This is a genomic window from Devosia sp. UYZn731 (genome assembly GCF_040546795.1).
In the GTDB taxonomy this organism is placed as follows: Bacteria; Pseudomonadota; Alphaproteobacteria; order Rhizobiales; family Devosiaceae; genus Devosia.
The window spans coordinates 1-20,450 of sequence record NZ_JBEPOL010000010.1 but is presented as its reverse complement, the minus strand read 5'-3'; the positions used below and the strand labels follow the sequence as shown (position 1 = coordinate 20,450).

The window sequence follows — 20,450 nt, the reverse complement described above, 5'->3', positions numbered from 1 at the left end:
ACGGTGGCTGTAGCGTCCAGCCGTCTCAGATATTTGTTCATTTCCAACGGCCATGGCGAAGATGCAATCGCCGCCGCCATCGTGCGCCAAATGCCCAAGAGCGTGTCCATCGAGGCCTATCCGATGATCGGCGCGGGCAATGCCTATACGGGCGCCTGCCCGGTGGTTGGCCCCCGCGCCACCCTGGCGTCGGAAGGCTGGCGCAACGTCAAGGGTTCGCTACGGCGCGATATCGCGACCGGCGGCCTGCGCACCGTACCCCCAGCGCTGCAATTCCTGCGCCGTGTCCGGGGCAGCTACGACCGCGTGGTGGTCATCGGAGACATGGTGGGCGTGCTGGCTTGTTGGGCCACCGGCTACCGCGATCTCTACTATCTCGATGTCTACAAGACCGGCGCGGCCCGGCTCTATTCGGGCCTTGAGCGCTGGGCCATCAAGCAGAGCTGCCAGGCCGTGTTCTGCCGCTCCGACAATCTTGCCTCATCGCTGACCGCTATCGGCGTCAACGCGCGCTGCGCCGGCAATGTCATGATGGACACCATCCCCCATGGCAATTACGACGCTGCGCAGCGCCGCAAGCGCTCCTTCGCCGTCACCCTGCTGCCCGGCAGCCGTGCGCTGACCTCCGAAAGCTTCGCCCTGCAAATCGAAGCGCTACGCAAGCTGGATATGTCGCTGTGCCCGGACGTATTCCTGGCTGTCGCCGGGGGCGTCAAGGTCGAAGACCTGGCCAAGGCCGCCGGCCTCCGCCGGTCCTCCACGCTCAGCGCCGAATCCGACGATCTGGGCGAACTGTCCGATGGCAAGCTGACCGTCCACATGGCGCGGGGCGGGGCGATGGGCAACCTGCTGGCGCAGTCCGATCTCGTCATGTCGCAGGCCGGCACCGCGACCGTGCAAGCCCTCGGGCTGGGCATTCCGGCCATCACCTTCCTCAACCCCCGCGACCGCCGCTCGCGGTTTCGCGATGAACAGACGCTGTTCGGAGATGCGCGCGTCGTGGTGCCCGCCGAGGCCGATGCAGTCGGCAATGCCCTGAGCAAGCTGCTGTCTGAACCGTCGGAGCGCATGCGCCTCGGCCGCCTCGGCCGCGAGCGGATTGGCGAGCCGGGTGCGGTGAACGCGATTATTGAAACGCTGGTGGCGGATTAGGCGCTCCTTCACCTCTCCCTTCGGGGGAGAGGTCGGCGCGTAGCGCCGGGTGAGGGGGCCTTCCCACATACCGCATCTACTGTCTTTCTTCCCGCGGACTTGATCCGTGGGCCCTCTCAACCTCACGCGAATGGCGAGAGGCCCGCGGATCAAGTCGGCGCGAAGGGCAGAAAGGGTAAGGGCGCGGGGATGCGCCCCTATTCCTTATGCGTTTCCGGCTCCAGCAGCCGATGCAGGTGTACGATAAAATACCGCGTCTGGGCGCTGTCTACGGTCATCTGCGCCTTCTGCTTCCAGGCCGTATAGGCGGTGGCATAGTTCGGGTACAGCCCGACGATGTCCACAGCAGCGAGATCGGTAAAGGTCACGCCCTCGATGCTCGACAGCTCGCCGCCGATCACGAGATGGAGCAATTGTTTGGGTGAATCAGTGGCCATTCTGCCGTCCGTCCTTAAGTTGCCATAGGCTGCGATAGCGGGGTTTCCGAAGGGCAACCATAGACCTTGATCAGCGCCGCATGCACCAGCGGTTGTAGGCTCATGTCGCCGAGCGCCGCAAGCGCACCGTGGCGCACATCACGCTTGTTAAAAACGGGGAACCCGGTGCACACATCGGAAAAGTTGATGCCGGCTTCATCCAGGATCAGCGCTGCCGCCGCGATATCCCAATCCTGCGAGCCGCGCCGCGAGACCGCCGCATCGATCTTGCCGGTCGCCACCTGCACCAGCCGATAGGCCAGTGACGGATAGGCGGGCCCGCGCACATAATCCAGGCCCGCCGCCTGCATTTCCTGATGCACTGCGCCCGGCGCCGGAATCAGCGGCGCCGATCCGGCCCGCCGCCGCCGCACCAGCGGCTCGGCGTTGAGGCGCGCGCCGCCGCCCTTGACCGCGTCGTACATTTCATTGCGGGCTGGCGCGAACACCACCCCGGCAATCGGCACGCCGTTCTCCACCACGGCGAGGCACACCGTCCAGCTATCCTCGCCATTGATGAAGCCGCGCGTGCCGTCGATCGGATCGACCACGAACACACGGGTGCAGGACAGGCGCGATGGATTGTCGGCAGTCTCTTCGCTGAGCCAGCCATAATCGGGCCGCGCGGCAAGCAGCGCCGCAGCCAGATAGCGGTCCACCACGATGTCGGCTTCGCTCACTGGCGAGGCGTTTTCCTTGGTCCAGGTCTTGAGTTCGCGCCGAAAATAGCTGCTGGCGATGATCCCGGCCGCCACCGCGCAGGAGCGGAGCAGTTCAAGATCTTCTTTTGCGGATGTGGGCGGCTTGGTCATCGCCGTGGCTTTTAGGCGGTGGCCGGGCTTTGGACAAGGCCGGCCTGCACCGTGGCGATCAACACCCTGTTTGGCCCGCGTCCAGTATCTTCAAACAGATAGCGCACGATAGCTTCAACGTGGCGAAAATTTGCTGGTTAATGCCCCCGCAAAAGACCCGGTTAATTGCTTCCTACACCTGGTTATACCCTGCTAACCCTCTCGGAAAACAACATAAACTTAACCGAACCGATTAAGGGGGCAGGTAAGGGGACGCGCTATGGTGACCCCACGAAAGAGAGCGCCGACAAGCTCTCGAAGTTGACAGGAAGGCAGACGAAAATGGTTCATGGCGTAGGAATGGAAGGCGCATCGGTTGTCCTGGCTTTTGGCAAGCCCGCAGTGATCGACAAGCGCTTCATGGCGGCCAATGACAATGGACCCAAGGAACCGGTCAAGACCGTGACGGTGCGCAAGCAGCTCGAAAAGAGCGGCGTTGCCATCAAGATCAAGGTCCCGGTCGATGAGTTCATCGGCGTCGCGGTGGCCACCGCCATTTCGGAAGAGGGCGTACTGACCTCCTCGATCGAACTGGTGCATGGCGATAGCGAACTGAATTATCGCGTGTTCGAAGAAATCGGCAATCACAACGTCGTCGCCGAATGGCAGAACTGGGGCCGCAAGCTGCGCCTGCCGCTGTTCATCAAGGCCGGCGACGGTGCCTACATGCCCTATAGCCAGCAGGTCGACGGCGTGGCGCTCGGCGCGTCCGCTTCGCGCCGCAAGATGGCCGCCGATGCCAACCGGCGCCCCCGCTTCCTCAACCGCCGCAAGCCCGGCCAGGAAGCCAACTAGTTTACCCCGCCCCGACCGAGCGCTGCATCGCTCCTAAAGGGTTTGCCTCCAAAGCACCAAAGCCGGTCCCTCGGGGCCGGCTTTTGGCGTTTGGGTGATGTTCCGGTGTTTCCCCACCTCTGTCCTTCCCGCGGGCTTGACCCGCGGGCCACTACCAGCCCGCCCCCATGCTTTGGGCGGACGACACGAGACCCGCGGGTCAAGCCCGCGGGCAGGGCGGTGTTGGGGGTGCGTTGTGGAAAAAGCCGCGCTTGGTGAGGAGTAGTGCTCCCCGCCCTACCAAACCCATTCCGCCAACAGCGCCAGGGACAGCGCAATGCCCACCAGATTGTTCGACAAAAACTTGGCCAGCACATTGCCGGGCACATCCTTGTCGAACGTCTGCACCTGCCAGGCCAGCAGCCCCGCTGCAACCAGCGACAGCACGGCAAAAACCAGCCCGGCCCCGGCCAGCACTGCCGCCACCAGCCACAGCACATAAGCGATGCCGTAAAACACCCCGATCAGCAGCCTTGTCTGGCTGCCGAACAGGCGGGCGGTGGATTTAACGCCGATCAGCGCATCATCCTCGATATCCTGCAGCGCATAGATCGTGTCGTAGCCGATGGTCCAGGCAATGCAGCCGAAATACAAAAACATCGGCGCCAGCGACAATCCACCGGTCTGCGAACTGCACCCCACCAGCGCGCCATACGAAAATGCCAGCCCCAGAAACGCCTGCGGCCACCAGGTGACGCGCTTCATGAACGGATAGATCGCAATCAACAGGAGCGAGGCAACGCCCAGAATCACCGTGAAGCGGTTGAACTGCAGCAGGATGAAAAGGCCAAGAATCGCCTGGGCGGCGAGGAAGGCAAAAGCCTCCCGGCTCGTCACCTGGCCGGAGGGGATCGGCCGCGACCGTGTGCGGGCGACCTGTTCGTCGATATCGCGGTCCACCACATCGTTGAAAGTGCAGCCGGCGCCGCGCATCAGCACCGAGCCGATCAGCATCAGGATCGCCGCGCGCCAGTCGAATCCGCGTAACGGATCGGCGATCGCCGCCAGCGACAGCCCAAAGACGCAGGGCCAGAACAACAGCAAAAGCGGGATCGGCCGGTCCCAGCGGGCCAGCCGCGCATAGGGCTTCAGCCAATCGGGGGCGTAGCGGTCCACCCAATTGGTGTTGTGTGCATCGGCAACTTTGCCGGGCGGCGGAATATTGGTATCGCTCATCGTCTGCCTTGAACCCTTGAGGCCTTCAGTCCTAACTGCGCCGTCGACCCCGCGCAACACAACGAGTTCCATGCCCCGCACCCACGCCTCCCTCCCGCGCCTCTATATCGAGCCTGATCTGGGGCAGGGGGCCTCGATCGCCCTGGGCAAGGAGCAATCGCTCTATCTGGCGGCGGTGCTGCGCAAGACCGTCGGCGACGAAGTGGTGCTGTTCAATGGCCGCGACGGCGCCTGGCTCAGCCGGCTCACTAGCGATTCCAAAAAATCCGTCACCCTCGAAACCATCGAGCAGGTGGCGACGCAAACGCCGGTCTCCGATCTCTGGTACGGCTTTGCGCCCCTCAAGACCGAGCGGCTGGATTATGTGATCCAGAAGGCCACCGAAATGGGCGCCGGCACTATCGCGCCCGTACTCACCAAATTCACCCAGGTCAGCCGCCTGAAGCACGAAAAGCTGGTCGCCAATGCCATCGAGGCGGCCGAGCAATGCGAAGTGCTGAGCGTCCCGGTCGTCGCCGCCGAGATCACTCTCGCCGCCCTTCTCGCCGGCTGGACCACCACACAGGGCCCCCGCAAGCTTATCGTGGCCGACGAAAGCGCCACCTCCGCCTCCCCGGTGGATGCCATCGCCGCGCTGCGCGGCCATCCCATCGGCCTGCTGATTGGCCCCGAAGGCGGCTTTTCCGACGAAGAACGCGCCCAATTGCGCGCGCAACCCTTTGTGGTCCCTGTCAGTTTAGGCCCACGAATCCTGCGTGCCGATACCGCCGCGGTGGCCGCCCTGGCGGTCATTCAGGCAATCATCGGCGATTGGCGATAAAAGGCGATTGCTTTCATCCGGGCGGACGCTATGTTCGCGCCCACTCCTGATCCCTCAGCCTCAGAGGACTTTATGGCCGGCGCCGATAGCTTTTCTCCCCCCATCGAATCGCGTTCCGACCTGATCGAGGCGATGTCCAAGGGCAGCAAGCCCGCCTCCGAATGGCGCATCGGCACCGAGCACGAAAAGCACGTATTCCACACCGATCCGCTGCGCCCCGTCGCCTATGAGGGGCCTAACGGTATCCGCGCCCTGCTCGATGGCATGTCCGCGGCCACCGGCTGGCAACCCTTCCTCGACGAGGGCAATCCCATCGGCCTTTGGGACATGGACACTATGGGGGGCATTTCGCTCGAGCCCGGTGGCCAGTTCGAACTCTCCGGCGCGCCCCAGCCCGACCTGCATGCCACCGCGCACGAAACCGCCGAGCACATCCGCGTCGCCAAGGAAGTCGCCGCGCCCCTCGATATCCATTTCCTCGGCCTCGGCGTGACGCCGCTCTGGTCGGTCGCCGAAATCGAGCGCATGCCCAAATCGCGCTACGGCATCATGGCGCCCTATATGGACAAGGTCGGCACGCTCGGCACATCGATGATGTTCCGCTCCTGCACCGTGCAGACCAACCTCGACTTCTCCAGTGAAGCCGACATGGTCAAGAAGCTGCGCGTTTCCCTCGCGCTTCAACCCGTAGCGACGGCCCTGTTCGCCAATTCGCCCTTTGTCGATGGCAAGGACAGCGGCTATCTGAGCTACCGCAGCCATATCTGGCTCAATACCGACCATGACCGCACCGGCATGCTGCCCTTCGCCTTCGAAGAGGGCTTCGGTTTCGAGCAATATGCCGACTACGCGCTTGATGTGCCGATGTATTTCGTCCTCCGCGATGGCCACTATATCAACGTCGCCGGCGAGAGTTTTCGCGATTTTCTCGAGGGCAAGCTGTCGCAATTGCCGGGCGAAAAGCCCACCAAGCGCGACTGGAACTATCACCTCGGCACCATCTTCCCCGAAGTGCGGCTCAAGACCTTCCTCGAAATGCGCGGCGCCGACATGGGCGACGAAAAGTCCGTCACGGCGCTCTCGGCCTTCTGGGTCGGCCTGCTCTACGATGAAATTTCGCTCGAAGCCGCCTATGAGATGATCAAGCCGTGGACCGAAGAGCAGCGCGACGAAATGCGCCGCGAAGTGCCCAAACATGGGCTCGCCACCCCGTTCGACCGCTCCAATCTCTACGACATCGCTGCCCAGGCCGTTGGCATCGCCGAAGCCGGCCTCGTCCGCCGCGGCATCCGCAACGCCGATGGCAAGGACGAAACCATCCACCTCGCGCCGCTCGAAGAAACCATCCGCCTGGCGAAGTCGCCGGCGGAACGCTGGCTGGACCTCTATCGCGGCGAATGGAATGGCGATCTGACGAAGATTTTCAAGGCCGCAGAAATCTGATCTTCCTTCACCTCTCCCTTCGGGGGAGAGGTCGACCCCCTTGGTTCGGGTGAGGGGGCCTTTACTGGGTGAGGTGTCTGCCAAAGGCCCCCTCACCCGTCGCTACTCGCCGACCTCTCCCCCAGAGGGAGAGGTGAAGAAGCCTCACTTCGTCTGCAACTCAAAGACCCTTTTCCCCGCCCAAGCCCCCAGCGCAATCAAGATCAGCGCCAGCACCAATCCCAGCCCCACTTCGAACGTCCCGACTTCCCCCCGGAACAGCGCCCGTACCGCGTTGACGATGTGCTTGAACGGATTGACGTCCGACAGCAATTGCAGCCATTGCGGCGCCAGGCTCATCGGCAGCAGAATCCCCGACAGCAGCAGGATCGGCAGCGACACCATGTTGACCAGCGGCGCAAACGCGTCCTCGCTCTTCATCGCCAGCCCCGCCGAATAGCTGAAATACGAGAACGCCGCGCCAAGCAGGCCGATCATGATTATGCCCAGCACCGCCGCACCCACCGGGACGCGCAGGCCGAAAAACAGCGCGCAGACGATCAGGATGATCGCCTGGACCACCAGCACCACCACATCGCGCAGTACCCGGCCGGTGATCAGCGCCGTGCGGCTGGCCGGCGACACCAGTTCCCGGTCGATCACCCCCGACCGCCACTCGGCGATAATGCCAAAGCCCACGAAGGCGCCGCCGAAAATGCCGAGTTGCACCAGCAGCCCCGGCACAAACACCGTCCAGGCATCGCCCGGCGGAAACCCCGGCGCATTGGCCAGCGGCACCAGCAATGGCCCGAACAGCGTCAGATACAGTATCGGCTGCAGCACGCCGATCGCTACCCACATCGGCTGCCGCAACGACAGCCGCATGGCGCGGGTAAACACAGTCCAGGTATCGGAGAAGAACGTCATGACATGGTCCTTTTGAACCGAAAAGTTTCAGTCGACACCTCCCCCTTGCGGGGAGGGATCAAGGGAGGGGGGACGTTTAGCCTCGATCCAAACATCGTGGCTCCGAACACCCCCACCCATCCTCCCCCTCGAGGGGGAGGAGCTGCTCGGTGGTTGTGACTATTCCCTGAGCGACCGCCCCGTCAGCGTCAAAAACACATCGTCCAGCGTCGGCCGATTGACCTCCACGCCGATCGCCTCGATCCCCGCCTTGGTGAATTCCGCCAACACCACCGGCAGCGCCGATCCGCCATCGGGCACATGAAACCGTACGATATGCCCATCGGCCACCGGCACGTCCGCTCCCGGCAACATACCGGCGACACCGGCCGCCTCGGTCGCGTCTTCCGCCCGCCGCAGCGTCAGTGTGATCGTATCGCCCGACACCCGCTTCTTCAGCTCCGCGGGCGTGCCCTCGGCGACGATTTTGCCCTGGTCGATGATGAGGATGCGATCGCTCAGCGAATCGGCCTCGTCCATGTAGTGAGTGGTGATGAACACCGTGGTCCCCATCTCGTCGCGCAGCTTGCGGATGTGGGTCCACAGGTTCGCCCGGCTTTGCGGGTCGAGCCCGGTCGAGGGCTCGTCGAGGAACACCAGTTTCGGCTCATGGATCAAGCCCATCACGATATCCAGCCGCCGCCGCTGCCCGCCCGACAGCGAGCCGCAGGCGCGATCCCACACATCGGCCAGATCCAGATCGGCCAACAGTTTTCGCGCCCGCGCCTCGGCGATCCTGGGGTCGATGCCATAGAGCCTAGCATGACTGACGATTTCCTCGCCGGCCCGCGCTTCGGGCGCTGTCGATCCCGCCTGGCTCACATAGCCAATCGCCCGCCGCACCCCGACCGGATCACCACGCAGGTCATGTCCCGCCACCACTGCTGTGCCGCCGGTTGGCTCCAGAAGCGTGCACAGCATTTTGAGCGTCGTCGTCTTGCCGGCCCCATTGGGTCCGAGAAAGCCGACGATCTCTCCAGCCCGCACCGACAGATCGACCCCGCGCACCGCCTCGATGGATTTGCCCTTCGCCTTATAGGTCCGCGTGAGGCCCCGCGCTTTGATCATCGCCGTATCCATTTGAACTCCCCGTCGGTGCACTCAGACAAATTGCCTAGGTCCTGCCCAAGGCAGAACATGTCAGCAGCCTTGCGCCGAGAACTATCTTGATCTATAATTATCTTATGAATCAAGATAACCAAACGTCAAGCGATAATTTGGATCTCGGCGTCTGGGCGACCCCGCAGGGGGCTCGTCTGCAGCAGGCTGTTCGTGCCAACCAGACCGCCAGCGACATGTTCGATGATTGCCTTGCCCGCTTCATGGGCATCAACCGCACCGACGCGCGCTGCATGGACATTATCGAGCGCCACGGCCGGGTCACCGCAGGCCAGCTGGCCAGCGACAGTGGTCTCACCACCGGGGCGGTGACCGTTGTCATCGATCGGCTCGAAGCCATCGGCTATGTCGTGCGCGAGCGCGATCCCACGGATCGCCGCAAGGTCTGGATCAAAATCACCCAACTGGCCGGGGATTTGTCGGATCGGCTGTTCAGCCATTTCCAGCTGATCGGCCCGGCCATGCTGGCCCGGTTCACGCCCGATCAGCTCGCCGCCATTATCGAATTCCTCGAAGTGGGCGGTCAGATCAATCGCGAACTGTCATTCCTGCTCGAACAGCATGTCGAGCGCGGCACGCTGTCGGCCGAAACGCGCATGATCAACGCCCGCGCCTTTCAGCGCGATGCGGGCGTGAAGATGAAGGCCATTGTCGCTGCAATGGAAAATGGCCGAAAGCTGGAGGACTGAAGCGTTACTCCGCCGCCTCTGCCAGCGGCACCCGCGTATCGAGATTGCCCATCGACTGCACGATGTGGTTCGCCAACACGTCGTAAATCCCCCCATAGGCGTGGCTGCCGCGCATCAGCGCGATCTGCGCATCGCTGAGCCGCGGCAGGCCCTGTTCTTCGCCCAGGACTCGCATGCCCGGCTGCAGCGCGCTTTCCGGCAGGAAGCCCACGGCCAGGTCCGACAGCACCGCGCTCGAAATCGCCGTGGCGTTCGATGACGTATAGGCGATGCGGTAATCCTTGCCGACGCGGTTGAGCGCCTCGACGGCCTCGGTGCGCCAGATGCAGGTCTGCGATCCGCTGGCCAGCGGCATGGGCTCGCTCGAAAGCGCCCGTCCGCCATGGCTGGCCACCCAGAACATCTTTTCGGTGCGGAACAGTTCGCCGAAATTCTGGTCGGTCCCCTGGGTGAAAACGACCAGATCGTATTTGCCGGCCTTCATGCCCTCCAGCAATTGCTCGGATGCCATGCAGGCCACATCGACGGCAATCTTGGGATGGGTGCGCTGGAAACTCGACAGAATCACCGGCAGCAGCCGCACCGCATAGTCGTCCGGCACGCCGAACCGGATCGACCCTGCCAGATCCCCCTCGGAGAAATGATCCATAATCTCGGCATTGGTGCGCAGCATTTTGCGCGCCCGCGCATAGAGCACCTCGCCATGCTGGGTCAGCGACACGCTGCGCCCATCGCGCGTCAAAAGCGGGTGGCCCAAACGCTCCTCGAGCCGCTTGATCTGCATCGAGACGGCCGACTGGGTCTTGTTCACGCGCCGCGCCGCCTCGGTGAAACTGCCGCAATCGGCAATCGCGCAAAAGCTCTGCAACTGGTCCAGATCGAGGGGGGCCGTCATCGGATTATCTCATCACTGAAATTGATCGAGTGAATGAAATCTATTTGTTAGACGAATGGATGTCCAGAGCGTTATCTGATCCGCATTGGCGCCAAGACGGCGCTGAATCCGCCGGCTCCCTTCGGCAAAACAACATTTCTGGAGAATTCCCATGGCTCTCTCGCTTCCCGGCGAGCGGCCCTCCGTGGCCGCCATGCCCGTCAGTCCCTTCGCCGTGTTCGCTCGCTGGGTTGCCAAAGCCCAAGCCGCACGAACCCGTCGGACTGCGCTGGCGGCCCTGCTGGAATTGGACCATTCCCGCCTCGGCGATCTTGGCATCGATCGCCAGGACGTGGTCGACGCGATGCGCCTGAACGGCACTGCGGCCGGCCGCAAGCTGACCGCCGCCCGCGCCGTCAAAGCCCGCCTCTAAGCGAATAACACCAGCTATCGCTGCGATCTGGTGTCGCAGCGTGATGGCCGCCTTGTTTCTGACGAAACCGGCGCTCACCACATCCGGACTGGAGTGCCCCCCCGCTTCAGTCGCGCTTGAAATTGCCCATGGTTTTCGCCATGTGCCACCTCGTTGGCATGAATTGTCCATCCGGATTGCTCGTGCCATCTCCCGGGCCGGTTTTGCCACCGGCCTATCCTGATGACTTGCCGGATGGGCGCCTCGCGCTTGTCCGGCTTTTTTGTTTGGCACGCCACCCGCGAGGATATTCGGCAAGCCACACCCTCTGTATGGTTGCGCCCGCGCACAAGGCGGGCACCAAAATGCAGATTGATCTGAACAGTTACAAAACGATTCTCGTGGTCTCGCCACATCTGGACGACGGGGTGCTGAGCGTCGGTGGCCTCATCGAAAAGGCCGCCGCCAACGGTGCCGACGTAATCGTGGCGACCGCCTTCACCGCCGATACGCCACCCGGCATGGCCATCTCCCCCCTTGCCATCGAACTGCACGAATTATGGAACCTCGGCTCGAACCCGTTCGAACACCGGCGCAACGAAGATATCGCTGCCGTCGGCGCCCTCGGCGGGCGCACCCTGCACGGCCCGTTGCTCGACGCCCTCTACCGGACCGATCGCGATGGCAACTTCCTCTATCCCACGCGGCAGTCGATCTTCTCGCAGCCGCCCGACCACGACGATGTCGGTGAGGCCCTGTCCCACCTGCTCGATCAATGGATTGCCGAGGTGTCCCCCGACCTGGTCTTGACCCCGCTTGGCGTCGGTCGCCACGCCGATCACATCCAGACCACCAATGCCCTGCGCCGCCTGGCCAAGGTCCGGACGATGACCGTCGCCCTCTATGAAGACATGCCATATGCGACGGGCGTGTTTCCCGTCGCAGCGCCCGACACGGTCGACGCCGCACTCAAAAGAACCTTGTGGCAGGTGGCCGGCTCGCAAATTGTCCCCGTCGACCTAGCGGGCAAATTGAATGCGATAGCCGCCTATGCATCCCAGATCGCGGACATCTTCCCGAACGGCATCGAGGTTGGCTCGGTCCTCGACGACTATATGCGCCTCGGCGGCCCGACCGGCGCCTATGGCGAACGCCTCTGGAAAGCCGTCCCCTAGCCACGACGCGGCATCTTGGCAAAAATCCACGCCGCATGTCGGAAGGAGTCTGCGTCGCTCGTCGTATGGGAAAGCACGGCAACCAGGAGCCTCCGATGACCCCAACCATTACCGCCTTTGAAAGCTCGCCCGATCGCGGCCAGGGACTTGCGCGCGACATGCGCGTTCGCTGGGCGCTCGAAGAGGTGGGCCAGCCCTACAATGTCCGCCTGGTGTCGTTCGCGGCGATGAAGCAGCCGGCGCATCTGGCGCTCCAGCCGTTCGGGCAGATCCCCACCTACGAGGATGGCGATCTCGCCCTGTTCGAGACGGGTTCGATCCTGCTCCATATTGCCGAGCACCATACGGGCCTGCTGCCCGACGATGCCAATGGAAGGGCGCGCGCCATCACCTGGATGTTTGCCGCCGTCGGCACCGTGGAGCCGCCAATCCTGGAACTGCAAACCCTCAAATTCGGGGAGGGCGACAAGCCCTGGTTCGCGCAGCGCCTGCCGCTCGTCAACGATCGTATCCGCGATCGGCTTAAGCAGCTTGCCGCTCGCCTGGGCCATGCCGATTGGCTCGATGGCGCCTTCACCGTGGGGGATTTGATGATGGTGCACGTGCTGCTCAGGGTGCGTCCATCGGGTCTGCTGGCGGAATTTCCGACTCTGGCCGCCTACACCGCCCGCGCCGAAGCGCGTCCGGCCTACCAGCGCGCCTTCGCTGCGCAACTCGCGGTCGCTACCGGCAAATCGCCGGTCAGCTAAAGCTGACGCCGAGTTCCGTCTCGCGCCGCCAGATCACGGTGCAGGCAAAGGTCTGCTTGTCGTCCAGCAGCAACTCAAAAGTATCGGGAATGCCGATAATGCTGGTGACGCGAAGCTGCGCCCCAGCGGGGGACAGATTGCGAACCGTGCATTGATAGGTGGAAAAGCCGTCATTGACGACGATCCGCGCGCCCTTGAGCGTGCGATGGCGGATGACGGCGCGGCGGTCTTCTTCCATCGAGTTGCCTCGCAATCACGGCAGTTGGGCGAAACCGTCCTTGAAGCCGTTGAGCGACACCGGAATGCCGATGCCTTCCTCGGGTGTCTTGAACACCACGAAAATAGCGTCCTTGCCGGTCGAGAGCGTGTCGATCATCTTGTCGTCGAGCACGACCTCGGCCACGCAGCCATTGGGCAGGCAGCGCACGAAGGCGACGCGGCCCATATCCTTGCCGTCGACATTGAGGCCCAGCCCGTTCGGCAACAATACGCCCAGTGGAGCCAGCACCCGCAGCAGGCGCGCCTGCTGGTCGGCGGTCTTCAGCACGATCACCGATAGCCCCACATTGGGCTGGTCCTCGGCCATCACATTCTGGATGATGGCGCATTGCTCAAAGCTGGCGCCGGGCGGCGTATCGCAGCTCATCTGCCAGTCGCCGAACTGGGCACGGACCACGCCCTGGCCGAGAGCGGCGCCCCCGGCAAGCGCCAAAACCGTTGCGGTCAGCCCTGCGAGGACCAGCTTGCGCTTCAAAATCGCCATCACTCGATCAATTCTCCCGTCGAATCGCGCAAGCGCGAGGACTATTGCCTGTTTCCGACAGGTGCCATGCCCTGTCAACTAAGCCCGATTTTCGGGCGATATGGGTCGCAAAGTGCGGCGAGGGTGAGGCCATTTTCAAGGGGAGGGCACATTATGACGCATGGGAATGGCGTATCGGCAGAATGGACTTGGCTCCTTCGATGTGATTTAGCTCGGAGTTGAGTTTAGCGCTCCGAGGTTGAGTCGGGGCGGCGTTTGCTATGCCGCACTTTACCCCTCAATCCTGGCGCCGCGCACCAATGGCAGTCTATAGGGGGTTTTCGGTGACCGGACAGTTCAAGAAGCGTTTGGGAGCCGTGGCAGCCGCCGCGCTGTCGTTCGTGCCAGTCGTGGCATGGGCGCAGGAAACCGCCCCCGTAGAGAGCGGCAGTCAGCCATTGCCCGGCGAGTACGCGCTCCAGCGTTCAGTGACGCCGATCATGGACTCCATCGTCGCTTTCCATAACGGCATTCTGCTGTGGATGTGCGGCCTGATCGTGGCTCTGGTTCTGGGCCTCATCATCGTCGTGGTGATCCGCTTCAATGCCAAGGCCAACCCGATCCCCTCCAAGACCACCCACAATACTCTGGTGGAAATCCTCTGGACCGTCCTGCCGATCATCGTGCTGATCGTCATTGCCATCCCATCGTTCGGCGTTTTGTCCGACCAGCTCACGACGCCTGACGGGCAGCGCAAGTATCTGGGTCATGACATTTTCTCGTTCGGCGATGTCGATGTCCCCGCGCCCGGCCTGACCGTCAAGGCGACGGGCAACCAGTGGTACTGGGATTATGAATATGTCGATCAGGCCAAGAGCTTTTCGTCCAATATCCTCAACGAGACCAGCAAGGACGGCGTTGATCGCCCCACGCTGAAGCCCGGCCAGCCGCGCCTCCTGGCAGTGGACAATGAGCTGGTTGTGCCGGTCGACACCACTGTGCGTGTCCAGGTAACCGCCGATCCGAGCGGCGTGATCCACGCCTTCGCGGTGCCCTCCTTCGGCATCAAGATTGACGCCGTTCCGGGCCGCCTCAATGAAACCTGGTTCAATGCTCGCGAAACCGGCATATTCTACGGCCAGTGCTCGGAGCTTTGCGGCAAGGATCACGCCTTCATGCCCATCGCGGTGCGGGTCGTGACCAAGGAACAATTTACGGCGTTCATGGCGTCGTTCGAGAGCAGTGGCGACTATGCGACCGCCAATGCCACCCTCGCAGCAGTGAAATAAGAATAAGGGTTAGGGGACTTCAGCCATGGCCGACACCACTCATCTAGAAGCACATGCAACCGGCCACGATGGCGCGGCTTCGCATGATCACCACACCCCAACCGGCTGGCGCCGCTACGTTTATTCGACCAACCACAAAGACATCGGCGTGATGTATCTGTGGTTCGCCGTGATCGCCGGCATTGTCGGTGGTCTGCTCTCCGGCTTCATGCGCATGGAGCTGCAGGAGCCCGGCATCCAGATTTTCCACGGCCTCGCAGCCATGGTTTACGGCATCAACGGCGATGCCGCGATCGACGCCGGCAAGCACATGTACAATGTGTTCACCACCGCCCACGCGCTGATCATGATCTTCTTCATGGTCATGCCCGCGACGGTCGGCGGCTTCGGCAACTACTTTGCCCCGTTGATGATCGGTGCGCCCGATACCGCGTTCCCGCGCATCAACAACATCGCCTTCTGGCTGTTGCCGCCCGCTTTCATCCTGCTGTTGATGTCCTTCTTCTTTGCTGGCCCCGATGGCGCCAACATGAACGGCACCGGCGGCGGCTGGACCATCTATCCCCCGCTGTCGACCACCGGCCAGCCTGGCCCGGCCATGGATTTCGCGATCCTGGCGCTGCACGTGGCGGGTATCTCCTCCATTCTGGGGGCGATCAACCTGATCACCACCATCTTCAACATGCGTGCCCCGGGCATGACCATCCACAAGATGCCGCTCTTCGTGTGGTCCATCCTGGTCACCGCCTTCCTGCTGCTGCTGGCCCTGCCAGTGCTTGCCGGCGGCATCACCATGCTGCTGACCGACCGAAATTTCGGCACGGCCTTCTTCAAGTCCGATCAGGGCGGCGATCCGGTGCTGTTCCAGCATCTGTTCTGGTTCTTCGGGCATCCTGAAGTGTACATCATGATCTTGCCGGGCTTCGGCATCGTCAGCCACATCATCTCCACCTTCAGCCGCAAGCCGGTGTTCGGCTACCTCGCCATGGCCTATGCCATGGTGGCGATCGGCTTCGTGGGCTTCGTGGTGTGGGCTCACCACATGTACACCACTGGCCTCAGCCTCGACGTGCAGCGCTACTTCGTGGCCGCCACCATGGTCATCGCGGTGCCGACGGGCGTGAAGATCTTCTCGTGGATCGCCACCATGTGGGGCGGCTCCATCACCTTCAAGACGCCCATGCTCTGGGCCATCGGCTTCATCTTCCTGTTCACCGTCGGTGGTGTGACGGGTGTGGTGCTCGCCAATGCCGGCGCCGACCGCGTGCTGCACGACACCTATTATGTGGTGGCGCACTTCCACTACGTGCTGTCGCTGGGCGCTGTGTTCTCGATCTTCGCGGGCTGGTACTACTGGTTCCCGAAAATGTTCGGCTACATGTACAAGGAAACCCTGGGCAAGATTCACTTCTGGAGCATGTTCATCGGCGTGAACCTGGTGTTCTTCCCGCAGCATTTCCTCGGCCTTGCCGGCATGCCGCGCCGCTACATCGATTACCCCGATGCCTTCGGCATGTGGAACCGCGTCTCCTCGATCGGCTACTACATCACGTTCGTCTCCATGCTGATCTTCTTCTACGCCACCTGGGAAGCGTTCCGGGCCAAGCGTCCGGCCGGTGATAGCCCGTGGGGCGATGGCGCGACGACGCTGGAATGGACGCTGAGTTCGCCTCCGCCGTTCCACCAGTTCTCGACCCTGCCCAAGATCGACTCGACCAACGTTCACTGACGAAAATATGGGCCGCCACGCTGGCGGCCCATCCAGCAAAGGCAAGGCGCGTGGCATATATCGACAACTCCAACAGCATTCCCGTCCCGGCGGGTGAGGCGCGGGTAGAGGACTACCTCGCGCTGCTGAAGCCGAGTGTCATGTCGCTCGTGGTGTTCACCGCAATTGTGGGCCTGCTGGTAGCGCCCGGCGCCATCAACCCGGTGATCGCCGTCATTGCCATTGTCTGCATCGCCATCGGGGCAGGGGCCTCTGGCGCGCTCAACATGTGGTACGATAGCGATATCGACGCCATCATGAGCCGCACCGCCAATCGCCCCATCCCGGCCGGCCGCATCACACGCGAAGAAGCGCTGGTGTTCGGCCTCGTGCTGTCGGTGTTCTCCGTCGCCCTGCTCAGCCTTGCCACCAATTGGGTCGCGGGGGGGCTCCTCGCCTTCACCATCGTCTTTTACGCCGTCATCTATACGATGTGGCTCAAGCGCTCGACGCCGCAGAACATCGTTATCGGTGGCGCGGCCGGCGCCTTCCCCCCCATGGTTGGATGGGCCGCTGTCACCGGCACGATTCCCATCGAGAGCGTGGCGCTGTTCATGATCATCTTCCTGTGGACCCCGCCCCATTTCTGGGCGCTGGCGCTCTACAAGCAGTCCGATTACGGCGCTGCCGGCATTCCAATGATGCCCAACGTCAAGGGCGAAGCCTCCACCAAACTGCAGATCCTGGTCTATTCCGTGCTGCTGGCCGCCTCGGCTCTGGTGCCAACCATCCTGGGCTTCTCCGGCCTCGTCTATACCGTGGTCGCTGTGCTGACCGGCGCCATGTTCCTGTGGCTGGCCTGGAAGCTGTTCCGGGCCGAAGATGGCGTGCCCATGCGCAAGGCCGCGCGCACGCTGTTCACCTACTCGCTGAGCTATCTCTTCATCGTCTTTTTCGCGCTGCTGACCGACAATCTGCTAACGCGTTTTGGGAGTGTCATCGGATGAGCGCGCCAAACGAAATTCGCGAAGTCATCATTTATCCGCCCGAGATCGAGGCCGCGCGCGCCAAGGTGCGCCGTCGCCGGTCGCTGGCGCTGGGCGCAGCTTTGGCCCTATTCGCCATCACCTTTTACGTGCTGACCATCATCAAGATGGGCCCGGCCGTGTTCGACCGGGCAATCTGATGGCCACAACGACGACCCTTCCGCCGGTGACCCCGCAGATGCGCCGCAACCAGCGCGTCGGCTTCATCTGCCTGGCTGTCGTTGGCGCGATGGTGGGCGTCGCCTATGCGGCTGTCCCCCTCTACCAGATGTTCTGCGAAGCCACCGGTTATGGCGGCACGACCCAGAACGCCACGGATAATCCGAAGGGCGTCATCGCCCGGCCGATGACCGTGCGCTTCGACAGCAATGTCGATGGCGGGCTGAACTGGACGGTCACCCCCTCCAAGCCGATCACCGACGATATCGGCAAGGTCGATACCGTCAATTTCGTGGCCACCAACAATTCCGACCACGCGGTCACCGGCCAGGCGATTTTCAACGTCTCGCCCGAACGCGCCGGCTACTACTTCAACAAGATCGAATGTTTCTGCTTTACCGAGCAGACGCTGCAGCCCGGTGAAACCGTGCAGATGCCGATCGTCTTTTTCGTCGATCCCGATCTGGATAAGAACGCGGAACTCGACACGCTCAAAGAGCTGACGCTCTCCTACACATTCTACCCAGTCAAAAAGGGAAGCTGAACAAATGGCCGCGATTGAGGTAAATCACGACTATCACATGGTAGAGCCGAGCCCGTGGCCGTTTGTCGGCTCGGTCGCGACGCTCATCATGGCGATGGGCGGCGTGTTCTGGATGCACCACTGGACACCCTATGTGTTCTTCATCGGCCTGGCCGGCGTGCTCTACACCTTCTACGCCTGGTGGAGCGACGTCATCAAGGAATCCACCCAGACCAAGGCGCACACGCCCGTGGTGCAGATGCATCACCGCTACGGCATGATGCTGTTCATCGCCTCGGAAGTGATGTTCTTCGTAGGCTGGTTCTGGGCCTATTTCGATGGCTTTTTCCGCCACAGCGATGTCGAGCAATATGCCCGCGTTGCCGCCACCGGCTCGCAGTGGCCGCCGACCGGCATCGAGCTGTTCGACCCCTTCCACCTGCCGCTGTTCAACACGCTGATCCTGCTGACTTCGGGCACCACCGTCACCTGGGCGCACCACGCCCTGCTCGCCGGTGACCGCAAGGGCCTGCGCTGGGGTCTGGTGCTCACCATCGCTCTCGGCCTGCTGTTCTCCTTCGTGCAGTTCACCGAATATCGCGAGGCGGCGTTCTCGTTCGCCGGCAACATGTATGGCGCCACCTTTTTCATGGCGACCGGCTTCCATGGCTTCCATGTCATCATCGGCACCATATTCCTGATCGTCTGCCTGATCCGCGCCGAGCGCGGCCAGTTCACCCCGGAAAAGCATCTCGGCTTCGAGTTCGCCGCCTGGTACTGGCACTTCGTCGACGTGGTCTGGCTGTTCCTGTTCGCCTCGATCTATGTCTGGGGCAGCTGGGGCGTCGCGGTCGGCCACGGCGGCTGATCCAGCGGAATTGATTTTCTCGGGGCGCAGCACAAGCTGCGCCCCGAATTTTTTGAAGGCACCAATGTGACATTGCCCGACACCAGTCCCAAGCCATCGGCGTTCCTGGTGGGTCTGCTCTGTCGCTGCCCGCGTTGCGGCAAGGGCAAACTGTTTTCCGGTTATCTCAAGATCGCCCCGGCCTGCTCGGTCTGCGGCCTCGATCTCAAATTCGCCGATAGCGGCGACGGCCCCGCGGTGTTTGTGATCTTCCTCGTCAGCCCGATCATCATCCTCTTGACGCTTATCACCGGATCGCTGGTCAGCATTCCGCCCTACATGCACCTGATCTTGTGGATTCCCGCGACCATCATTCTCTCGGTTGCCTTGTTGCCGCCGTTCAAGGCGACTTTGGTCGCGCTGCAATATCGCCACGACGCACATGAAGGGCATCAATGATGGCCGAAGCAGTTTCAGCAAAACGTCTCAGCCCGATGCTGCGCTGGACCTTCGTCGCGCTGATGGCGGTCCTGACCGTGGTCTTCATCTGGCTCGGCGTCTGGCAGATCGAGCGGCTGGCCGAAAAGGAAGCCCTGATCGCCGCCGTCGCCGAACGCCTCAACCTGCCGCCCGCCCCGCTGCCGCCCCAGGCGCAATGGGCCACGCTCGACCTCGAGAAGCTGAACTTCTCCCCGATGTCGCTGACCGGCACCTTCAAGAATGACCAGGCCGTCACCGTGTTCACCAGCCTCGTCGACGGCAAGGGTCCGGCCTCCGGTCCCGGCTATTGGGTGGTGACGCCCTTCGTGCTGCAGGATGGCGGCACCGTGTTCGTCAACCGCGGCTTCGTCCCCGAAAACCTGCAGGAAGCCGCCCTCAACGATCCCGGCGCGCCACAGGGCCTCGTGACCATCACCGGCCTGCTCCGCCCCGCAGAGGCCGCCGGCTGGTTCATCCCCGAGGCCAACACCTCCTCTCGCGTCGAATGGGTGCGCGACCCCGTTCGGCTCGCCGCCATGGTCGATCCGGCTCTCGCGCCCTTCGCCCCATTCTACATCGACCAATCCGCCGCCGCCCCCGGCGTGCTGCCGCAGGGCGGCGAGACTGTTGTCGAGTTCCCCAACAACCACCTCGGCTACGCCTACACCTGGTTCGGCTTCGCCATCATCACGCCCATTATGCTGGGGTTTTGGTTGTGGCGGCAGCGGCGGGTGAGAGCGCCGAAGGAGTAGGAGGGAGATATCGCTTCCTCACCTCTCCCTTCGGGGGAGAGGTCGGCGCGCAGCGACGGGTGAGGGGGCCTTCCCCACGCGCCTCATCCAGAAAAGGGGCCCCCCCCCCCCCCCCCCCCGGCGCCCCCCCCCCCCCCCCCCCCCGGGGGGGGGGGGGCCCGCTACGGCCACCCCCCCCCCCCCCCCCCC

At 63.0% G+C, this 20,450-nt stretch carries 24 protein-coding genes; 16 read left to right on the top strand and 8 right to left on the bottom strand.

Annotation, left to right across the window (positions count from 1 at the left end; translation table 11 throughout):
• Positions 1-3 precede the first annotated feature (3 nt).
• Positions 4-1,152, top strand: coding sequence for a hypothetical protein (locus tag ABIB57_RS22055; RefSeq protein ID WP_354043400.1), 1,149 nt, complete (start codon positions 4-6; stop codon positions 1,150-1,152).
• A gap of 197 nt (positions 1,153-1,349) precedes the next feature.
• On the opposite strand, the gene ABIB57_RS22050 is transcribed toward ABIB57_RS22055, so the two are convergent.
• Positions 1,350-1,589 carry a DUF4170 domain-containing protein gene (locus tag ABIB57_RS22050; protein WP_354043399.1) on the bottom strand — a complete coding sequence of 80 codons (240 nt, stop codon included), beginning with the start codon at positions 1,587-1,589 and terminating at the stop codon, positions 1,350-1,352.
• 14 nt (positions 1,590-1,603) lie between these two features.
• Positions 1,604-2,440: a 3'(2'),5'-bisphosphate nucleotidase CysQ gene (locus ABIB57_RS22045; protein WP_354043398.1), complete on the bottom strand. Its 837-nt coding sequence runs from the start codon at positions 2,438-2,440 to the stop codon at positions 1,604-1,606.
• Positions 2,441-2,761: 321 nt separating this feature from the next.
• On the opposite strand from ABIB57_RS22045, the gene ABIB57_RS22040 reads away from it, so the two are divergent.
• Positions 2,762-3,274: a DUF6101 family protein gene (locus ABIB57_RS22040; protein ID WP_354043397.1), complete on the top strand. Its 513-nt coding sequence runs from the start codon at positions 2,762-2,764 to the stop codon at positions 3,272-3,274.
• Between the two features lie 276 nt (positions 3,275-3,550).
• On the opposite strand, the gene ubiA is transcribed toward ABIB57_RS22040, so the two are convergent.
• Positions 3,551-4,489, bottom strand: coding sequence for a 4-hydroxybenzoate octaprenyltransferase (gene ubiA / locus ABIB57_RS22035; RefSeq protein WP_354043581.1), 939 nt, complete (start codon positions 4,487-4,489; stop codon positions 3,551-3,553).
• A gap of 70 nt (positions 4,490-4,559) precedes the next feature.
• On the opposite strand from ubiA, the gene ABIB57_RS22030 reads away from it, so the two are divergent.
• Positions 4,560-5,309, top strand: a complete 750-nt coding sequence (locus ABIB57_RS22030) for a 16S rRNA (uracil(1498)-N(3))-methyltransferase (RefSeq protein WP_354043396.1) — start codon at positions 4,560-4,562, stop codon at positions 5,307-5,309.
• Between the two features lie 72 nt (positions 5,310-5,381).
• Positions 5,382-6,752 (top strand): glutamate--cysteine ligase, encoded by a 1,371-nt coding sequence (locus tag ABIB57_RS22025; RefSeq protein WP_354043395.1) that lies wholly within the window; start codon positions 5,382-5,384, stop codon positions 6,750-6,752.
• Positions 6,753-6,896: 144 nt separating this feature from the next.
• Here ABIB57_RS22025 and ABIB57_RS22020 read toward each other — a convergent pair whose 3' ends face one another.
• Both ABIB57_RS22020 and ABIB57_RS22015 read right to left on the bottom strand, forming a co-directional pair.
• The gene (locus ABIB57_RS22020) at positions 6,897-7,658 is read right to left on the bottom strand and encodes an ABC transporter permease (protein WP_354043394.1); all 762 of its coding nucleotides are present in this window, start codon (positions 7,656-7,658) and stop codon (positions 6,897-6,899) included.
• A gap of 159 nt (positions 7,659-7,817) precedes the next feature.
• On the bottom strand, positions 7,818-8,765 hold the full coding sequence (locus tag ABIB57_RS22015; protein WP_354043393.1) for an ATP-binding cassette domain-containing protein: 948 nt from the start codon (positions 8,763-8,765) through the stop codon (positions 7,818-7,820).
• Between the two features lie 227 nt (positions 8,766-8,992).
• Here ABIB57_RS22015 and ABIB57_RS22010 point away from each other — a divergent pair, with 227 nt between their 5' ends.
• A complete protein-coding gene (locus ABIB57_RS22010) occupies positions 8,993-9,505 on the top strand; it encodes a MarR family winged helix-turn-helix transcriptional regulator (RefSeq protein WP_354043580.1) in 513 nt (170 codons plus the stop codon).
• Positions 9,506-9,509: 4 nt separating this feature from the next.
• Here the strand turns inward: ABIB57_RS22010 and ABIB57_RS22005 are convergent, their stop codons facing one another.
• Positions 9,510-10,400 carry a LysR family transcriptional regulator gene (locus ABIB57_RS22005; protein ID WP_354043392.1) on the bottom strand — a complete coding sequence of 297 codons (891 nt, stop codon included), beginning with the start codon at positions 10,398-10,400 and terminating at the stop codon, positions 9,510-9,512.
• A gap of 151 nt (positions 10,401-10,551) precedes the next feature.
• On the opposite strand from ABIB57_RS22005, the gene ABIB57_RS22000 reads away from it, so the two are divergent.
• The 3 genes from ABIB57_RS22000 (at position 10,552) to ABIB57_RS21990 (ending at position 12,715) form a co-directional block, all read left to right on the top strand.
• On the top strand, positions 10,552-10,812 hold the full coding sequence (locus ABIB57_RS22000) for a hypothetical protein (protein WP_354043391.1): 261 nt from the start codon (positions 10,552-10,554) through the stop codon (positions 10,810-10,812).
• A 344-nt stretch (positions 10,813-11,156) separates the two neighbouring features.
• Positions 11,157-11,966, top strand: coding sequence for a PIG-L deacetylase family protein (locus ABIB57_RS21995; protein WP_354043390.1), 810 nt, complete (start codon positions 11,157-11,159; stop codon positions 11,964-11,966).
• Between the two features lie 95 nt (positions 11,967-12,061).
• On the top strand, positions 12,062-12,715 hold the full coding sequence (locus tag ABIB57_RS21990; RefSeq protein WP_354043389.1) for a glutathione S-transferase family protein: 654 nt from the start codon (positions 12,062-12,064) through the stop codon (positions 12,713-12,715).
• Here ABIB57_RS21990 and ABIB57_RS21985 read toward each other — a convergent pair.
• Positions 12,708-12,953, bottom strand: a complete 246-nt coding sequence (locus tag ABIB57_RS21985) for a PilZ domain-containing protein (RefSeq protein WP_354043388.1) — start codon at positions 12,951-12,953, stop codon at positions 12,708-12,710. The two genes, ABIB57_RS21990 and ABIB57_RS21985, sit on opposite strands and share 8 nt — an antisense overlap.
• A gap of 15 nt (positions 12,954-12,968) precedes the next feature.
• On the bottom strand, positions 12,969-13,478 hold the full coding sequence (locus tag ABIB57_RS21980) for an invasion associated locus B family protein (protein ID WP_354043387.1): 510 nt from the start codon (positions 13,476-13,478) through the stop codon (positions 12,969-12,971).
• Positions 13,479-13,777: 299 nt separating this feature from the next.
• Between ABIB57_RS21980 and coxB the strand changes: the two genes are divergently transcribed.
• The 8 genes from coxB (at position 13,778) to ABIB57_RS21940 (ending at position 20,261) form a co-directional block, all read left to right on the top strand.
• Positions 13,778-14,746 (top strand): cytochrome c oxidase subunit II, encoded by a 969-nt coding sequence (coxB, locus tag ABIB57_RS21975; protein WP_354043386.1) that lies wholly within the window; start codon positions 13,778-13,780, stop codon positions 14,744-14,746.
• A 25-nt stretch (positions 14,747-14,771) separates the two neighbouring features.
• Positions 14,772-16,475 (top strand): cytochrome c oxidase subunit I, encoded by a 1,704-nt coding sequence (gene ctaD / locus ABIB57_RS21970; protein WP_354043385.1) that lies wholly within the window; start codon positions 14,772-14,774, stop codon positions 16,473-16,475.
• A gap of 50 nt (positions 16,476-16,525) precedes the next feature.
• Positions 16,526-17,461, top strand: coding sequence for a heme o synthase (locus tag ABIB57_RS21965; protein WP_502914453.1), 936 nt, complete (start codon positions 16,526-16,528; stop codon positions 17,459-17,461).
• A complete protein-coding gene (locus ABIB57_RS21960) occupies positions 17,458-17,640 on the top strand; it encodes a cytochrome c oxidase system small membrane protein (RefSeq protein WP_299729457.1) in 183 nt (60 codons plus the stop codon). Before ABIB57_RS21965 ends, ABIB57_RS21960 begins: the two co-directional genes overlap by 4 nt.
• Positions 17,640-18,203, top strand: coding sequence for a cytochrome c oxidase assembly protein (locus tag ABIB57_RS21955; RefSeq protein ID WP_354043384.1), 564 nt, complete (start codon positions 17,640-17,642; stop codon positions 18,201-18,203). Before ABIB57_RS21960 ends, ABIB57_RS21955 begins: the two co-directional genes overlap by 1 nt.
• A gap of 4 nt (positions 18,204-18,207) precedes the next feature.
• Entirely contained in the window at positions 18,208-19,050 is an 843-nt protein-coding gene (locus ABIB57_RS21950) for a cytochrome c oxidase subunit 3 (protein ID WP_354043383.1), read from the top strand.
• Between the two features lie 66 nt (positions 19,051-19,116).
• Positions 19,117-19,488 (top strand): DUF983 domain-containing protein, encoded by a 372-nt coding sequence (locus ABIB57_RS21945; protein ID WP_354043382.1) that lies wholly within the window; start codon positions 19,117-19,119, stop codon positions 19,486-19,488.
• Positions 19,488-20,261, top strand: coding sequence for an SURF1 family protein (locus ABIB57_RS21940; protein ID WP_354043381.1), 774 nt, complete (start codon positions 19,488-19,490; stop codon positions 20,259-20,261). The genes ABIB57_RS21945 and ABIB57_RS21940 overlap by 1 nt, the downstream gene beginning before the upstream one ends.
• Positions 20,262-20,450: the final 189 nt, after the last annotated feature.

What these genes read in the sequence shown, in the direction of transcription:
- ABIB57_RS22025 (WP_354043395.1), top strand. Translation starts at nt 5,382, where the DNA reads ATGGCCGGCGCCGATAGCTTTTCTCCCCCCATCGAATCGCGTTCCGAC.
- ABIB57_RS21995 (WP_354043390.1), top strand. Translation starts at nt 11,157, where the DNA reads ATGCAGATTGATCTGAACAGTTACAAAACGATTCTCGTGGTCTCGCCA.
- ABIB57_RS21940 (WP_354043381.1), top strand. Translation starts at nt 19,488, where the DNA reads ATGGCCGAAGCAGTTTCAGCAAAACGTCTCAGCCCGATGCTGCGCTGG.
- ABIB57_RS21955 (WP_354043384.1), top strand. Translation starts at nt 17,640, where the DNA reads ATGGCCACAACGACGACCCTTCCGCCGGTGACCCCGCAGATGCGCCGC.
- ABIB57_RS22005 (WP_354043392.1), bottom strand. Translation starts at nt 10,400, where the DNA reads ATGACGGCCCCCCTCGATCTGGACCAGTTGCAGAGCTTTTGCGCGATT.
- ABIB57_RS22020 (WP_354043394.1), bottom strand. Translation starts at nt 7,658, where the DNA reads ATGACGTTCTTCTCCGATACCTGGACTGTGTTTACCCGCGCCATGCGG.
- coxB (WP_354043386.1), top strand. Translation starts at nt 13,778, where the DNA reads ATGGCAGTCTATAGGGGGTTTTCGGTGACCGGACAGTTCAAGAAGCGT.
- ubiA (WP_354043581.1), bottom strand. Translation starts at nt 4,489, where the DNA reads ATGAGCGATACCAATATTCCGCCGCCCGGCAAAGTTGCCGATGCACAC.
- ABIB57_RS22040 (WP_354043397.1), top strand. Translation starts at nt 2,762, where the DNA reads ATGGTTCATGGCGTAGGAATGGAAGGCGCATCGGTTGTCCTGGCTTTT.
- ABIB57_RS21980 (WP_354043387.1), bottom strand. Translation starts at nt 13,478, where the DNA reads ATGGCGATTTTGAAGCGCAAGCTGGTCCTCGCAGGGCTGACCGCAACG.
- ABIB57_RS21950 (WP_354043383.1), top strand. Translation starts at nt 18,208, where the DNA reads ATGGCCGCGATTGAGGTAAATCACGACTATCACATGGTAGAGCCGAGC.
- ABIB57_RS22015 (WP_354043393.1), bottom strand. Translation starts at nt 8,765, where the DNA reads ATGATCAAAGCGCGGGGCCTCACGCGGACCTATAAGGCGAAGGGCAAA.
- ABIB57_RS21985 (WP_354043388.1), bottom strand. Translation starts at nt 12,953, where the DNA reads ATGGAAGAAGACCGCCGCGCCGTCATCCGCCATCGCACGCTCAAGGGC.
- ABIB57_RS22045 (WP_354043398.1), bottom strand. Translation starts at nt 2,440, where the DNA reads ATGACCAAGCCGCCCACATCCGCAAAAGAAGATCTTGAACTGCTCCGC.
- ABIB57_RS22030 (WP_354043396.1), top strand. Translation starts at nt 4,560, where the DNA reads ATGCCCCGCACCCACGCCTCCCTCCCGCGCCTCTATATCGAGCCTGAT.
- ABIB57_RS22050 (WP_354043399.1), bottom strand. Translation starts at nt 1,589, where the DNA reads ATGGCCACTGATTCACCCAAACAATTGCTCCATCTCGTGATCGGCGGC.
- ABIB57_RS21960 (WP_299729457.1), top strand. Translation starts at nt 17,458, where the DNA reads ATGAGCGCGCCAAACGAAATTCGCGAAGTCATCATTTATCCGCCCGAG.
- ABIB57_RS22010 (WP_354043580.1), top strand. Translation starts at nt 8,993, where the DNA reads ATGTTCGATGATTGCCTTGCCCGCTTCATGGGCATCAACCGCACCGAC.
- ABIB57_RS22000 (WP_354043391.1), top strand. Translation starts at nt 10,552, where the DNA reads ATGGCTCTCTCGCTTCCCGGCGAGCGGCCCTCCGTGGCCGCCATGCCC.
- ABIB57_RS21990 (WP_354043389.1), top strand. Translation starts at nt 12,062, where the DNA reads ATGACCCCAACCATTACCGCCTTTGAAAGCTCGCCCGATCGCGGCCAG.
- ctaD (WP_354043385.1), top strand. Translation starts at nt 14,772, where the DNA reads ATGGCCGACACCACTCATCTAGAAGCACATGCAACCGGCCACGATGGC.